Origin of the sequence: Kitasatospora sp. NPDC018058 (assembly GCF_044327205.1) — a bacterium.
Taxonomy (GTDB): Bacteria; Actinomycetota; Actinomycetes; order Streptomycetales; family Streptomycetaceae; genus Kitasatospora.
In genome coordinates this window covers 272,420-286,896 of sequence record NZ_JBIRFA010000003.1, presented here as the reverse complement: position 1 = coordinate 286,896, position 14,477 = coordinate 272,420, and the positions used below count along the sequence as shown (strand labels likewise).

General features: G+C 72.4%; 13 protein-coding genes. 10 read left to right on the top strand and 3 right to left on the bottom strand.

All coding sequences use genetic code 11. The features are described from left to right. Positions 1 to 132: 132 nt before the first annotated feature. The 4 genes from ltrA (at position 133) to ACH4E7_RS06170 (ending at position 3,584) form a co-directional block, all read left to right on the top strand. Positions 133 to 1,902, top strand: a complete 1,770-nt coding sequence (ltrA, locus tag ACH4E7_RS06185) for a group II intron reverse transcriptase/maturase (protein ID WP_396247800.1) — start codon at positions 133 to 135, stop codon at positions 1,900 to 1,902. Positions 1,903 to 2,006: 104 nt separating this feature from the next. Continuing rightward, positions 2,007 to 2,417, top strand: coding sequence for a roadblock/LC7 domain-containing protein (locus ACH4E7_RS06180; RefSeq protein ID WP_396247799.1), 411 nt, complete (start codon positions 2,007 to 2,009; stop codon positions 2,415 to 2,417). Positions 2,418 to 2,614: 197 nt separating this feature from the next. Then, a complete protein-coding gene (locus ACH4E7_RS06175; protein WP_396247896.1) occupies positions 2,615 to 2,962 on the top strand; it encodes a DUF742 domain-containing protein in 348 nt (115 codons plus the stop codon). Further along, positions 2,943 to 3,584 carry a GTP-binding protein gene (locus ACH4E7_RS06170; protein WP_396247798.1) on the top strand — a complete coding sequence of 214 codons (642 nt, stop codon included), beginning with the start codon at positions 2,943 to 2,945 and terminating at the stop codon, positions 3,582 to 3,584. Before ACH4E7_RS06175 ends, ACH4E7_RS06170 begins: the two co-directional genes overlap by 20 nt. Positions 3,585 to 3,759: 175 nt before the next feature. Here ACH4E7_RS06170 and ACH4E7_RS06165 read toward each other — a convergent pair whose 3' ends face one another. Further along, complete coding sequence (locus ACH4E7_RS06165) at positions 3,760 to 4,131, bottom strand: hypothetical protein (protein WP_396247797.1); 372 nt, start codon at positions 4,129 to 4,131, stop codon at positions 3,760 to 3,762. A gap of 317 nt (positions 4,132 to 4,448) precedes the next feature. Between ACH4E7_RS06165 and ACH4E7_RS06160 the strand changes: the two genes are divergently transcribed. After that, a complete protein-coding gene (locus tag ACH4E7_RS06160) occupies positions 4,449 to 4,952 on the top strand; it encodes an RNA polymerase sigma factor (protein ID WP_396247796.1) in 504 nt (167 codons plus the stop codon). Positions 4,953 to 5,161: 209 nt separating this feature from the next. Further along, positions 5,162 to 6,127, top strand: a complete 966-nt coding sequence (locus ACH4E7_RS06155) for a hypothetical protein (RefSeq protein ID WP_396247795.1) — start codon at positions 5,162 to 5,164, stop codon at positions 6,125 to 6,127. Between the two features lie 92 nt (positions 6,128 to 6,219). Here ACH4E7_RS06155 and ACH4E7_RS06150 read toward each other — a convergent pair whose 3' ends face one another. Further along, positions 6,220 to 7,620: a cation:dicarboxylate symporter family transporter gene (locus ACH4E7_RS06150; RefSeq protein ID WP_396247794.1), complete on the bottom strand. Its 1,401-nt coding sequence runs from the start codon at positions 7,618 to 7,620 to the stop codon at positions 6,220 to 6,222. A gap of 331 nt (positions 7,621 to 7,951) precedes the next feature. Here ACH4E7_RS06150 and ACH4E7_RS06145 point away from each other — a divergent pair, with 331 nt between their 5' ends. The 4 genes from ACH4E7_RS06145 (at position 7,952) to ACH4E7_RS06130 (ending at position 13,470) form a co-directional block, all read left to right on the top strand. After that, positions 7,952 to 9,631 (top strand): ATP-binding protein, encoded by a 1,680-nt coding sequence (locus tag ACH4E7_RS06145; protein ID WP_396247793.1) that lies wholly within the window; start codon positions 7,952 to 7,954, stop codon positions 9,629 to 9,631. Continuing rightward, the gene (locus ACH4E7_RS06140) at positions 9,628 to 10,350 is read left to right on the top strand and encodes a response regulator (RefSeq protein WP_396247792.1); all 723 of its coding nucleotides are present in this window, start codon (positions 9,628 to 9,630) and stop codon (positions 10,348 to 10,350) included. The genes ACH4E7_RS06145 and ACH4E7_RS06140 overlap by 4 nt, the downstream gene beginning before the upstream one ends. Positions 10,351 to 10,558: 208 nt before the next feature. Further along, positions 10,559 to 11,959, top strand: coding sequence for a diaminobutyrate--2-oxoglutarate transaminase (locus tag ACH4E7_RS06135; RefSeq protein ID WP_396247791.1), 1,401 nt, complete (start codon positions 10,559 to 10,561; stop codon positions 11,957 to 11,959). Next, positions 11,956 to 13,470, top strand: a complete 1,515-nt coding sequence (locus tag ACH4E7_RS06130) for a pyridoxal phosphate-dependent decarboxylase family protein (protein WP_396247790.1) — start codon at positions 11,956 to 11,958, stop codon at positions 13,468 to 13,470. Before ACH4E7_RS06135 ends, ACH4E7_RS06130 begins: the two co-directional genes overlap by 4 nt. 136 nt (positions 13,471 to 13,606) lie before the next feature. Here ACH4E7_RS06130 and ACH4E7_RS06125 read toward each other — a convergent pair whose 3' ends face one another. Next, positions 13,607 to 14,404 (bottom strand): inositol monophosphatase family protein, encoded by a 798-nt coding sequence (locus ACH4E7_RS06125; RefSeq protein WP_396247895.1) that lies wholly within the window; start codon positions 14,402 to 14,404, stop codon positions 13,607 to 13,609. Between the last annotated feature and the right edge of the window lie 73 nt (positions 14,405 to 14,477).

Here is a 14,477-nt window from a genome sequence, read left to right as displayed (position 1 = left end):
GGGGACTCCTCGATCCCGTTCCATAACCCGTCGGATACGGGTGGGTGCCCGGCCCGAAAGGGAGCTGACGCGGACCAGGTGGACCGGTGAAGACGAACAGCGAAGAAGCCAGAACCAAAGGATAAGTTAGACATGGAGGAAGGCGTGACGGCAGTACTTGAGACGGCGGTTATGCCCGCCATCGTGAACGGACCGGAGGACCCCGCTGAATACTGGAATGGCATCGACTGGGCCAGTCAAGAAGCGGCGGTACGGCGACTGAGGCAGAGAATCTTCACGGCCTCGCAGGAAGGGGATCTAAAAAAGGTCCGCAACTTGCAGAAGCTCATGCTGCGCTCACACGCGAATACGCTGGTCAGCGTAAAGCGGGTGACGCAGCAGAGCAAGGGCCGTCGGACGGCCGGGATCGACCAGGAGACTGCGCTCAGCCCCCACGAGCGGGGGAAGGTGGCGATGGAGATCGCCGCTGATTGGAAACCTGGGAAGGCCCAGCCGGTTCGTCGCGTGTACATCCCGAAGGCCAATGGGAAGCAGAGGCCGCTCGGTATCCCCGTGATTCGTGACCGGATCAGACAAGCCCAGGTCAAGAACGCGCTGGAGCCCGAGTGGGAAGCCCGGTTTGACCACCGGAGCTACGGCTTCCGGCCGGGCCGGGGCTGCCACGATGCGATCGGACGGATCTCCATCGTGCTGGGGCAGAAGAACGCCCAGCGCTTGTGGGTCCTAGACGCCGACTTGACGGCGGCGTTCGACCGTATCTCGCACGACCACCTGATGGCCGCCCTCGACACCTTCCCCGCGCGGGAAGCGGTTCGGGGGTGGCTGAGGGCCGGCGTGATGGACGGCGGCCGGTTCGCGCCGACCTTTGAGGGAACTCCTCAAGGCGGCGTGATCAGCCCGCTTCTGCTGAACATCGCCCTGCACGGCATGGAAACCGCCGCAGGGTGCGTCAACGAGGGCTCAAGCAACCGAGTCCGACCAGGCGCACCGATCCTTGTCCGATATGCCGACGACTTCGCGGTGTTCTGCCGCAATGAGGCGGAGGCGCGTCAGGTCAAGGAAAACCTGGCCCGCTGGATGGAGGGCCGAGGAGTCACCTTCAATGACGAGAAGACTCGCATTCTTCACGCCGAAGAAGGTTTCGACTTCCTCGGATTCAACGTCCGCCGGTACAGCGGCAAACTCCTCATCAAGCCGAGCAAGCAGGCCGTCAAGAGGGTCCGGGAACGGCTAAAAGCGGAAATGCTCGCGCTGCGCGGGTCGAACGCCAAGGCTGCCGTCAGGAAGCTCAATCCGATCATTCGGGGATGGGCGACCTACTACCGGACAGTGGTATCCAAGAAGATATTCCAGGACTTGGACCACTACGTGTGGAGACTCACATGGAAATGGACCAAGTTCCGCCACACGAAGAAACCGGTGGGCTGGCGCATCAATAGATATTTCGGCCAGTTCAACTCGACCCGACAGGACAACTGGGTGTTCGGCGACCGGGAGACCGGCGCCTACCTCTACAAGTTCAACTGGACCAAAATCGAACGGCACGTAATCGTCAAGGGAGGCAACTCCCCCGACGACCCCGCGCTGGCCGAGTACTGGTCGAGCCGCCGACGCAAGTCGGTCCCGGCGACGCTCGACAAGACGTCGGTGTCGTTGGCCGCCCGCCAGAAGGGGGTCTGCCCGCTGTGCAAGCAGGCGCTGATCTCCGGGGCCGAGTACGAGCCGGACAGCCCGCGTGAGTGGGCCGAATGGTTCTCGGCTGTGGCGAAGACGCTGCACAAGCACCACTTCGTCTACCGGCGGGACGGAGGCTCGGACGAGCGGACGAACCTTCGCCTCGTACACGCAGATTGTCACCGTCAGCACCACTCTGGCGATCACAGAAAGGCCCAGCAAGTATGACCTCCCGGCAAGACCAGAAAGGTCCGCTTGAGCCGGATGCCGCGACGAGTGGCACGTCCGGTTCTGAGGGGGCCGGGGTGCGGCAACGCACTCCGGCTACCCGAGTGATCGGCACCACCCACCGCGCGGGGGAACTGAACTGGCTCCTGGACGAGTTGGTCCAGCGCGCCCCCGAGGTCCGCTTCGCCGTGATGCTCTCCGCCGACGGCCTGGCCATGGGCGCCTCGACCGGACTGGACCGCGAGGACGGCGAGCACCTGGCCGCCGTCGCCTCCGGCTTCCACAGCCTGGCCAAGGGCGCCGGCCGGCACTTCGGCGCGGGCGAAGTCCGCCAGACCATGGTCGAGTTGGAGGGCGGATACCTGCTGGTCGCGGCGGCCGGGGAGGGCACCTGCCTGGCCGTGTTCGCCAGCGCGAGGGCCGACCTCGGGCTGATCGCCTACGAGATGGCCAGACTGGTCCGCCGGGTCGGGGAGCACCTGGGCGCCGCGCCCCGCGTGGTGCACGGCGGGTGAGCCCGGTGCCCCAGCCGGACCGGCCGTATCGAGCGGACCGCCCTCAACAGCCGGACCGCCCCTACCAGTCGGCGCCCGCGTTCCACCCGTACCACCAGCGACATCCGGAGCATCCGAGGGCGGAGCCCGGCGGACACCCCCGCAACCCGCTCGCTGCCGCCCACCGGGCCCGCTGGTACGACGACGAGGCCGGGCCGCTGGTCCGCCCGTACGCCATGACCAGGGGCCGGACCGGGGTCGGCGAGCAGCAGTTCGACCTGATCGCCGTGGTCGTGTCCGACCTACCCGACCCGGCGCTCGCCCCGGACACGCCCGAGCCCCCGGTCGGCCCGGAACAGGCGCGCATCCTCGACCTGTGCCGGGGCGCGCCGCTGTCCGTGGCCGAGCTGGCCGCCGACCTCGACCTGCCGGTGGGCGTCGTACGGGTGCTGCTCGGCGACCTGCTGGCGGCCGGGCTCATCCGGGTCAGCCGCCCCGTCCCGCCCGCCCTGCTCCCCGACGAGCGCATCCTCCAGGAGGTCATCCATGGACTCCGCGCACTCTGACCGCCCGTCCGGCCGTTGGCCGTCCGACCCGGTGGACCCGGCTGACACCGTGCTCGCACTCAAGATCCTGGTGGCGGGCGGCTTCGGGGTCGGCAAGACGACGCTGGTCGGCGCGGTCAGCGAGATCCGCCCGCTGCGCACCGAGGAGCGACTGACCGAGGCCGGGCGGGAGGTGGACGACCTCGACGGGGTGGAGCGCAAGACCACCACCACGGTGGCGATGGACTTCGGCCGGATCACCATCCGCGAAGGCCTGGCGGTCTACCTGTTCGGCACCCCGGGGCAGGACCGGTTCTGGTTCCTCTGGGACGAACTGGCGCAGGGCGCGCTCGGCGCCGTGGTGCTGGCCGACACCCGGCGGCTGACCGACTGCTTTCCGGCCGTCGACTTCTTCGAGCACCGGGGTATCCCGTTCGTGGTCGCGGTGAATCGTTTCGCCGGTACGCGCGAGTTCGGGCCGGAGGAAGTCTCCCGCGCGTTGGATCTGGAAGCCGGTACGCCGGTGGTGCTGTGCGACGCGCGACGGCGGGCCTCGGGGAAGGAGGTGCTGATCAACCTGGTCGAGCACGCGGGGCGGATGCATACCGCGCGGCTGCTGGCGGAGGCCTCGTCGGTTCGGTGAGAGCGGAGCTCGACGGACGGATCTCAACCGAACTCAGCGGATCTCAACCGATCTCGGCGAACGGAGTTCAGCGAACGGACTTCAGCGAACAGAGTTCAGCTGACGGATGACAGATTTCGAAATCTGTCATCCGTCAGCTGTCGATTGTCGTCCGCTGCCCGTCGTCGCTACCCGCTCAGCTGCGCCACTGGAAGACGATCTTCGTCCAGGCGGATCCCGGGCAGTTGCCCCACACGGCCCAGGCCTGCGGCCGCGCGCCGATCCACAGGCCGACCGTGTAGGTGCCGTTGGCGCAGTAGGTGATAGTGCGCAGCTGGCCGGAGTAGACGTTGCAGTACCCCTCCCAGCGCCAGCCGTAGTTGGCGGTGATCACGCAGTGGTAGGCGGCGGCGGCGATGTGGGGCGAGGCCGCCGCGACACCGGGGGTGATGGTCTGGTCGGCGGCGGGCGCCGCGGCGGCCGGCGGGGTGGCGGTCCCGAGCACGCCCAGGGCGGCCGCGGTGGCCATCCCGAACGTGGCGATCTTCCTGGCGATGCAGCCTCGCATGGCGGTTCTCCTCACTCAACGGTTCCCATCGGGCGGAGCGCCCCGGTCGGCGGGACGGCGGTCGGAGGTGAATTCCCCCCTCCCGTCCGGCCGATGACTAATTGCACACGAATAACTGCGCAGCGTGAGACGACGAACTATGATGTGACCTGTGTCACAATCGACCCAGTTGGGCTGAGGTCAGCCTCAACCGGGCGTTCGGGATGCCGATTTCCGGGGAGAGCGGCATGGCGGATTGCAGCGGGCGATATGCGGGCGGGCGAGGGAAGGGGTTCGGAACGGGTCCTACGGAACGCCAATCCGCCGATTTCAACCGGGTGTTCACCGACCTGCTGCCCAGGCTCCAGCAGGCGGCCGCGATGCTCACCGGAAGCCAGCTCGCGGCGGGCGACGTCGTTCACGACGCCTATCTGCGGATCGCCAGAAGCCCCGAGCGGTTCCTCAGCCATCCGCAGCCGTACGCCTACGTGTTCACCACGATGACGAACATCCTGCGCGACCAGTGGCGCCGGGAGCGCCGCCGTTCGGCGCTGCCCGAGGTGTCCGAGCCGGCCGAGGCGGCGGAACGCGGCCGGTCCGCGCTCGACCCGCGGTCCGGCGGGATGGCCGAGCTGCAGGCGCGCTGGGAGGTGATCCGACTGCTCGGCTTCCTGACCGCCAAGCAGGCCCGGGTCGTGGTGCTGGTGGACCTCGACGGCTACTCCGTCGACGAAGCCGCCGAACTGCTCGGCCTGCACCGCAGCACCCTGGCGGTCACCCGGCGCCGCGCTCACGGCCGACTGCGTGCCGTCCTGGAGCGGGAGCGTCGGCACGGCGCCTGAGGGCAGCGTCTGAGAGCGGCGTCTGAGAGCGGCGCCTGAGGACAACGGCTGAGAGCGGCGTCTGAGAGCGGCGCCTGAGGGCAACGGCTGGGGGCGGCGGCTGATGATGGCCCCTGGGAACCGCGCCGGACGGCCTCGGTCGGCCCTCCGACGCACCGAGCCGACGGCAAGTCGGCTGATGCGCCGCCCCGGCCCGTACGCTGAAAATCGTGATCACGGACGATGACCACCGCCTCTGTGCCCTGGCCGAGGACGGCCGCTGGCCCGAGCTGCTCGCCGCCTACCGGCAGGGCCGGGCGGCCGCTGTCGTGCAGGCCGGCGAGCAGGCCGCCGCGGCCCTGACCGCGCCGCTCGGCCACCTGATCGCCTATTCGGCGCCGCCCGAACTCGCCGTCCGGCTGTTCGACGCGGACGGCGGTGAGGGGGCGGTCGCCGGGGTGGCCGACCACGATGCCGGCCCGCTCTGGGAGGTGCTGGCGACCCGGCACTCCTGGCTGCGGCTGGCCCCGCTGCTCGGCCCGGCCCCGGTGCGCCGGCTGGTCGCGCACACCCGGGTGCTGCTCGGCGAGGACCTCTCCTACGGGGCCGAGCCCGACCCGGAGGGCGTGCCGCTGCGGCTGGAGCCGTGGGAGACGGCCGGATGGGGTGAGGCCTCGCGGGTGCGCGAGTACCTGCCCGGCGGGGGAGCGCGCAGCGCGGTGCTGACCCTGCCGGCCTGCAGGGAGGGCCTGGGCGAGGTCGAGCTGCCGGAACCGGGCGCGCGGCTGGGCGGTCAGCGGGTCACCCGGGCGCTGGCCGAACTGGCCGCGCTCGTGCCCTGGGCGGAGGTGGTCTGCGTGCGCGGCCAGGCCCCGTTGGCGGCCGCCGTGCTGGCCGGGGGCCGTCGGGTGGTCGGCGGGTACCTGCCGTTCGCGCTGGCCTACCCGGCGTTGGTGCAGGCCGCCGCCGTGGGCCGCACCCAGGGCGGCGCGCACGGGCGGCTGGGCCTGTGGCGGGCGCTGGGCGCGATGGCCGGCGCGGACCGGCCGGACCGCACCGAGGTGACCGCCCTGGTGGCCCGGATGCGCTGCTTCACCTGGCAGGAGCCGGCCGCCGGACTGCGCCATCTGCACCTCGCGCTGGAGGACCCGGCGAGCGGGGTGGCCTGGGCGGTCAGCGGGTCCCAGGAGTTCTGATCGGCAGAGGGCGGCGGGAACCCCCGGCCCGGCGCCGTTTCCGGGGTTGGTGGGAGGCGCCGGACCGGGGGAGTCGAGGGGGGCGGGGCCGCTCAGGCGGCGGCGGATGCGGCGGGTGCCGCGCCCTGGGCGGGGAGGGCCTCCGGCGCGGACGCGGGGGTGCCCGCGGCGCCGTGGGCGTCGACCAGGGTCAGCTCGTCGAACGGCAGCTCGCCGCCCAGCACCCGGCGGGCGCGCTCGGTGTCCAGCTCGCCGGTCCAGTGCCCGATCAGCACGGTCGCGACGGCGTTGCCCGCGAAGTTGGTGAGCGCCCGGGCCTCGGACATGAAGCGGTCGATGCCGACGATCAGGCCGACCCCGTCCACCAGCGCCGGCTTGTGCGACTGGAGTCCGCCCGCGAGGGTGGCCAGCCCGGCGCCGGTGACCCCGGCCGCGCCCTTGCTGGCGATCACCATGAACACCAGTAGCGAGAGCTGCTCGCCGATCGACATCGGCTTGTCCATCGCCTCGGAGATGAAGATCGAGGCCATGGTGAGGTAGATCGCGGTGCCGTCCAGGTTGAAGCTGTAGCCGGTGGGCACGGTGATGCCGACGACCGGGCGGCTGACGCCCAGGTGCTCCATCTTGGCGATCAGGCGGGGCAGCGCGCTCTCGGAGGAGGAGGTCGAGAGGATCAGCAGGAACTCGCGGCCGAGGTACTTGAGCAGCGCGAGCACGTTGATCCCGGCGACCAGGCGCAGCAGCGCGCCGAGCACCACGACGACGAACAGCGCGCAGGTCACGTAGAAGCCGATCATGATCACGGCGAGGCTCTTCAGTGCGGCGGTGCCGGTGGCCCCCACCACCGCGGCCATGGCGCCGAAGGCGCCGATCGGCGCGACCCACATGATCATCGACATGATCCGGAAGACCAGGCGCTGCAGGTGCTCGATCCCGCGCAGCACGGGGGCGCCGAGCGGGCCCATTGCCTGCAGTGCGAAGCCGGCCAGCAGGGCGACCAGCAGGGTCTGCAGGACCTTGCCCTGGGTGAGGGCCGAGAACAGGGTGTCGGGGATCATGCCGAGCAGGAAGTCGGTGGTCGACTGGGCGCCGCCGGCGGCCGCCTGGGCGTGGCCGGACTTGGCGAGCGCGGCGGTCAGGTGCAGGCCGTCGCCGGGCTCCAGCAGGTTGCCGACGACCATGCCGATGGCCAGCGCGACGGTCGACATGGCGAGGAAGTAGCCGATGGCCAGGCCGCCGACCTTGCCGACCTTCGCCGCCTTGGTGACCGAGCCGATGCCCAGCACGATGGTGCAGAAGATCACCGGGCTGATCATCATCTTGATCAGATTGACGAAGCCGGTACCGACCGGCTTCAGCTCCACGGCGAAACCGGGGGCGACCAGCCCGACCACCACGCCCGCGATCACGGCGGCGATCACGGCGAGGTAGAGGTAGTGGGTCCGGTCCTTGCGTCTGGGTCCCCCCGCCGTTGCGGCTCCAGCGATCGACATCTGCGGCTCCTTCGCCCTGCAGTCCTGGCGGCCCCGGGTGGTGGGCCGCTCCGACTATGGGGCTCGGGCGTGACGGAGGTCACGTTTGCGTTCATAGAGTTCACGGTCGGGCCTTCCCGGGGCTCCCGGTCGCGGGTTCCCAGGGCTCCCGGTCGTGCGTTCCCGGACTTCCCCGAGTTCCCCGAGTTCCCCGAGTTCCCCGAGTTCCCCGAGTTCCCCGAGTTCCCCGAGTTCCCCGAGTTCCCCGAGTTCCCCGAGTTCCCCGAGTTCTCGGCCGAGGCGGGCGATGGACTCCTGGGGAGCCTGATGGGCGTGGTGCACACTGGCAGGCATGTCCGTGCGCACCGCCCCCACCCGCCAGCGTCGGCGGCCGCCCCTGCCGCGCCGGCTGGTCCGCAGTCTGGCCGGGCAGCTGTTCGTCGTCCAGGTGGTCATCGTGGCCGCCGTGGTCGCGGGCGGCGCGGTGCTCGCGTACCTGTACACCGCCGAGCGCACCGAGGACGCGGCCCGCCGCGAGGTCACCTCCGTCGCCCACGCCGTCGCCGACTCGCCGTCCGTCCGCTCCGCCGTCGCCGGGCCCGATCCGACCGCGGTGCTCCAGCCGTACGTCGAGCAGGTGCGCCAGGACACCGGGGTCTCCTTCATCACCGTCATGGACACCGGCGGGGTGCGCTGGACCCACCCGCTGCCCGATCAGATCGGCAAGCGCTACCTCGGACACATCGACTGGGCGCTCGCCGGCCAGACCCGCAGCGAGACGTACACCGGCACGCTCGGCCCGTCCGTGCGGGTGGTCACCCCGGTGTGGGACGACCGGCACCAGGTGGTCGCACTGGTCAGCGTGGGCCTGACGCTGGAGTCGATCTCCGCCCAGCTGAGCGGCCCGCTGCTGGCCCTGGTCGGGGTCGCGGTGGCCGCGCTCGCCCTCGGCGGGGTCGGCACCTACCTCGCCAACTCCCGGCTGCGGCGGCACACCCACGGCATGGGGCCGGACGAGCTCAGCCACCTCTACGAGTACCACCAGGCCACCCTGCGCTCGGTGCGCGAGGGGCTGATCCTGCTCGACCGCTCGCACCGGGTCGTGCTGTGCAACGACGCCGCCCGCGAACTGCTCGGCCTGGCCGGTGAGTTGGATGGGCGGCCGATGGCGGAGCTGGGCCTGCCGGAGGCGCTGGTGGCGGCCGTGCTCGGCGAGGCGCCGGCGCGGGACGAGGTGCATCTGACCGCCGAGCGGGTCGTGGTGCTCAACACCTCCACCATCGGCACCGGTCTCGGCCGGGTGGTGACCCTCCGCGACCACACGGAACTGCAGTCGCTCAGCGGCGAGTTGGACTCAGTGCGCGGCTTCACCGAAGCACTCGGGGCGCAGGCGCACGAGGCCGCCAACCGGCTGCACGCGGTCGTCTCGCTGATCGAACTCGGCCGCCACGAACAGGCGGTGGAGTTCGCCACCGCCGAGCTCGAACTCGCCCAGCAGCTCACCGACCGGGTGGTCGCGGCGGTCAGCGAGCCGGTGCTGGCCGCGCTGCTGCTCGGCAAGGCGGCCCAAGCGGCCGAGCGGGGCGTGGAGTTGACCCTCACCGAGGACAGTCGGATCGACGACGGAGTGCTCCCGCCCGGCCTCTCCGCCCGGGACCTGATCACCGTGCTCGGCAACCTGATCGACAACGCCGTGGACGCCGCGATCGCCGGAGCCGCGCAGAGCCCCGTGCCGCCGGAGGTCACCGTCACCGCCCGGATCGACGGCGAGGCCTCCCCGGAAGCCTGCCTGCTGCTGCGAGTCGCCGACACCGGGGCGGGCATCGACTCGGCCGCCGTCCAGGACGTGTTCCGGCGTGGCTGGAGCACCAAGCAGGACGGCCGCGGACACGGCCTCGGGCTGGCCCTGGTCGCCCAGGCCGCCCGGCGCAACGGCGGCACCGTCGAGGTCGGGCGGGAGCGGGGCGCCGTGCTCACCGTGCGGCTGCCGCTGGCCGGCCGGGCTCGGGAGCGGGAAGGGGCCCTGACGTGACGGCGGCCGAGGGCGCCCGATCGGGTATCTCCGTACTGGTGGTCGAGGACGATCCGGTGGCCGCCGCCGCGCACACCCTCTACGTCGAGCGCGAGCCCGGCTTCCATGTCGCCGGGACGGTGCACAACTGCGCCGACGCGCTGCGCTTCCTGGAGAGGGCGCGCGCCGCGGGGACGCCCGTCGACCTCACCCTGCTCGACCTCTACCTGCCGGACGGCCACGGCCTCCAGCTCTGCCGCACGCTGCGCGCGGCCGGGCACGGCACCGACGTCATCGCGGTCACCTCGGCCCGCGACCTCGCCATGGTGCGGCAGGCGGTCTCGGCGGGGGTCGTGCAGTACCTGCTGAAACCGTTCAGTGCGGCCGCCCTGCACGACCGGCTGGAGCGCTACGCCCGCTACCACGACAGCCTCGGCCGGGCCGGGGAGGCGACCGGGCAGGACGAGGTCGACCAGGCGTTCGCGCTGCTCCGTACGTCCGACCGCAGCACGCTGCCCAAGGGGCTGAGCGCGCCCACCCTGGACACCGTCGCATCCGTCCTGCGCGAGGCGGCGACCGGGCTGTCGGCGGCGGCCGCGGGCGCCGCCGCCGGGGTCTCCCGGATCACCGCGCGGCGCTACCTCGAACACCTGGTGGACACCGGGCGGGCGGTGCGGGAGCCGCAGTACGGGAACGTCGGGCGGCCGGAGCTCTGCTACCGGTGGAAGGGCCGGGCGTGACCCCTCGGCGCGGTTGAGGTCCGGCCGCGCCGGGACCCCGGGTGTTCGGGCGTGACCTTTCGGTGCCGCGCTCGTTGGAGCGGTCGGGGGCGGCACCAGTCATGTCGGGGGAGGTTCACTCGCTCGGGTGGTTCTTGGTGCCCCGGGGCATCCCGCCAGGTCACGAGCGATAAAGTTAGGCTTACCTAACTTCTTCTGGGGGTTCGCCTTGTCGCTCGCCGCCGTACCCGCCCAGGCCGCCTCCGGGGCCACCGCCACCGGGGCCCCGTCCGCCGGCGAGGCCATCCTGCGCCGTCAGCGTGTCCGCGAGTCCGCCGCCCGGACGTACGCCCGCTCCTTCCCGATCGTCCCGGTCCGGGCCAACGGCATGACCGTCGAGGGCGCCGACGGGCGGCGCTACCTCGACTGCCTCTCCGGCGCCGGCACGCTCGCCCTCGGCCACAACCACCCCGTGGTGCTGGAGGCGATCCGCCGCACCCTCGACAGCGGCGCCCCGCTGCACCTGCTCGACCTCGCCACCGCCGAGAAGGACGACTTCACCAGCGCGCTGTTCGAGAGCCTGCCCGCCGAGTTCGCCGACCGCGCCCGGGTGCACTTCTGCGGACCGGCCGGGACGGACGCCGTCGAGGCCGCCCTCAAGCTGATGCAGACCTCGACCGGCCGTGCCGGCGCGCTCGCCTTCACCGGCGCCTACCACGGCATGACCGCCGGAGCGCTCGCGCTGACCGGCAGCGTCGCGGTCAAGGAGCCGCTGCCGAGCGGCGGCGAGGTGGTCCGGCTGCCCTACCCGTACGGCTACCGCTGTCCGTTCGGGGTCGGCGGGGAGGCGGGCGCCGAACTCGCCGCGACCTACGTGGAACGGCTGCTGGACGACCCCTCGGGCGGGGTCGTGCCGCCCGCCGCGATGATCCTGGAGGCCGTCCAGGGCGAGGGCGGGGTCGTCCCCGCGCCGGACGGCTGGCTGCGCGAGATGCGGCGGATCACCGCCGAGCGCGGCATCCCGCTGATCGTGGACGAGGTGCAGACCGGCGTCGGACGCACCGGCGCGATGTGGGCGGTCGAGCACAGCGGCATCGTCCCGGACGCCATGGTGCTCTCCAAGGCCATCGGCGGCAGCCTGCCGCTCGCCGTCGTCGTCTACGGCGAGGACTACGACGGCTGGCGGCCCGGCGCCCACACCGGCACCTTCCGCGGCAACACCCTCGCCATGGCCGCCGGGGCCGCCACCCTGCGGTACGTCGCCGCGCGCGGGCTGGCCGAGCGGGCCGCCGTGGTCGGCGCGCGGATGGTCGCCCGACTGCGGGAGCTCTCCGCCGAACTGCCGGTGATCGGCGATGTGCGCGGGCGCGGGCTGATGCTCGGCGTCGAACTGGTCGACCCGACGGCCGAGACCGACGCCTGCGGGGCCCGCCCGGCCGATCCGGCGCTCGCCGTCCGGGTCCGGGAGGCGTGCCTGGCACGGGGGCTGATCGTGGAACTCGGCGGGCGGCACGACGCGGTGCTGAGGCTGCTGCCGCCGCTCACCATCACCGACGAGCAGGTGGCGGCGGTGCTCGACCGGCTGGCGGAGGCGATCGAAGCCGCTGCTTCCGCCCGGGGTGGCGCGTGACCTCCGAGTCCGGCGCGGTACCCGAACTGCCGGGCGACGAAGTCCCGTTGGACGCGCTCGCAGGTGGGGCCGGCGGGCCCGGGGTGCTCGGGCCGCTCCTGGCCGCCGTCCTCGACGCGCTCGACACCGGCACCGGGCTGCGCTCCGGTCCACTACCGGCGGGCAGTCCCGCCGAGATCGCCGCCCTGGTCGCCGACGGACTGGCCGGCGCGGGCGGTCGCGGCGCGCTGGCCCGGCTCACCGAGCTGCTCGCCTATGGCTCCGTCGACCCGGCCGACCCGGCTTGCGTCGCCCACCTGCACTGCCCGCCGCTCGCCGTGGCGGCCGCCGCCGACCTCGCGGTCAGCGCGCTCAACCCCTCGCAGGACTCCTGGGACCAGGCCCCCGCCGCGACCGCCCTCGAAACCGCGCTGCTCGCCGAACTCGCCGCGCTGGTCGGCTACGACCCGACGCGCGCGGCGGGCGTGCTCACCTCGGGCGGCACCGAGTCCAACCTGATGGGGCTGATGCTGGCGCGGGACCAGAAGCTCGACGGCATCGTGGAGTTGGACGGACTCCCGGCCGGCGTACGACCCTGCATCCTCGCCTCCGAGGCCGCGCACTTCTCCGTCCAGCGCTCCGCCGCCCTGCTCGGGCTCGGCGAACGGGCCGTGGTCAGCGTGCCGGTTGACCGCCGACTCCGCATGCTGCCCGAGGAGTTGGAACGCGCCATGGCCGAGGTCAGCTGGGCCGGGCGGACCCCGATCGCCGTCGTCGCCACCGCCGGCACCACCGACACCGGCGCGATCGACCCGCTGGAGGCCGCCGCCGACCTGGCTCGCCGCTACGGCGCCTGGCTGCACGTCGATGCCGCGTACGGGGGCGGCGCGCTGCTCTCCGACCGACTCGCCCCGCTGCTCGACGGCATCGCCCGCGCCGACTCGGTCTCCCTCGACTGGCACAAGCTCGGCTGGCAGCCGGCCGCAGCCGGGGTGTTCCTGGTCCAGCGGGCGGAGACCTATGTGTCGCTCGCCCGGCGCGCCGAGTACCTTAACCCGGTGGACGACGAACAAGCCGGCTACCCCAGCCTGCTCGGCCGCTCGCTGCGCACCACCCGCCGGGCCGACGCCTTCAAACTGGCCGTCACCCTGCGCACCCTCGGCCGGGACGGGCTCGGGCGACTGGTGGACGCCTGCCACGAGTTGGCGCTGGCCGCCGCCTCGGCCGTCCGTGCCGAACCCTCGCTCGAACTCCACGCCGAGCCGGTGCTCACGGCTCTGCTGTTCCGCTACCGGCCGCCGGGGCTGACCGACGAGGCCGCCGTCGACGAGTTGAACGGGCAGCTGCGGCGACTGCTGCTGCGCACCGGGCGGGCGGTGGTCGGGCGCACCGAGCTGCCGGGCGAGGGGCCGGGGCGGGTCCGGCTGAAGCTGACCCTGCTCAATCCGCACACGACGGTGGGGGAGGTGGGCGCGCTGCTGCGGGAGGTGGTCGGGGCGGGGCGCAAGGTCGCGGGGGAGCGGGCGGGGTAGGGCTCGGCCCGAGGTTGTTTGAGGCAGCCTGGCCCGTTTGGGCCCGCCTCCGGTTCCGGTCTTCGGGTTTTGACTTCGGGCTTCGACTTCGGGCTTCGAACCTCGGGTGGAGACGGGTGCGGGGTGCGGCGGGGGGTCAGTCGCTGAGCAGGATGTCGCGGGTGAGTTCCCAGGTGCGGGGGTCGGCGGCGACCAGGAGTCCGTCCTCGCAGCCGGGGGCCTCGGGGCGGTAGGGGGTGCCGTCCAGTCGGGCGGCGACGCCGCCGGCCTCGCTGAGCAGCAGGGAGCCGGGGGCGTGGTCCCAGGGGAGGGTGCGCCAGTAGAGGATGAAGTCGAACCGGCCCTCGGCGACGTCCGGGTACTCGACCCCGGCGGCGCTTCGGCCGGGGGAGATCTCGCCGAAGGCCGAGCAGTTGGCCTCCAGTCGGCGGCGCCGGTCCGGGGAGAGGAAACGGCTCTTCAGGATGCCGGTCAGCTTGGCGGGGTCGGCCGGTGCCGGCGGGCGGGTGAGGCGCTCACCGTCGCGCCAGGCGCCGGCGCCCAGTTCAGCGCGGTAGCCGGTGGCGGTGGTGGGCTGCCAGATCCACGAGGCGACGGTTCGGCCGGAGCGGACGAGGGAGCACATCACGGCGAAGTCGGGGCGTCCAGCGACGAAGTTGGAGGTGCCGTCCACCGGGTCGACCAGCCAGACGGCGTGCTCGTCGTGGATGGCCCGGGCGAGGGACGGGTCGGCGGAGACCGCCTCCTCGCCGACCACCGGGACGGGGAGCAGCTCGCGCAGACGGCGGGAGATGATGGCCTCGGCCTCGCGGTCGGCGACGGTCACGATCTCGCCGGGCGCCTTCTCCATCACTTCGCCGGCGGCCAGTGCCCGGAAACGCGGCTCCACCGCCTCGGCCGACGCCTCGGCGAGTATCTCCGCCACCTTGTCCATCAGCACGTTCGCGCTCCCTTCGCTGCCTACCACTGTCGCACGCTTGCGCGGAGGGGGTTGCGGCGGACGGGGG

Excerpts from the sequence above, each read along its gene's own strand:
- ltrA (WP_396247800.1), top strand. The coding sequence starts at position 133 with ATGGAGGAAGGCGTGACGGCAGTACTTGAGACGGCGGTTATGCCCGCC.
- ACH4E7_RS06125 (WP_396247895.1), bottom strand. The coding sequence starts at position 14,404 with ATGGACAAGGTGGCGGAGATACTCGCCGAGGCGTCGGCCGAGGCGGTG.
- ACH4E7_RS06165 (WP_396247797.1), bottom strand. The coding sequence starts at position 4,131 with ATGCGAGGCTGCATCGCCAGGAAGATCGCCACGTTCGGGATGGCCACC.
- ACH4E7_RS06150 (WP_396247794.1), bottom strand. The coding sequence starts at position 7,620 with ATGTCGATCGCTGGAGCCGCAACGGCGGGGGGACCCAGACGCAAGGAC.
- ACH4E7_RS06170 (WP_396247798.1), top strand. The coding sequence starts at position 2,943 with ATGGACTCCGCGCACTCTGACCGCCCGTCCGGCCGTTGGCCGTCCGAC.
- ACH4E7_RS06145 (WP_396247793.1), top strand. The coding sequence starts at position 7,952 with ATGTCCGTGCGCACCGCCCCCACCCGCCAGCGTCGGCGGCCGCCCCTG.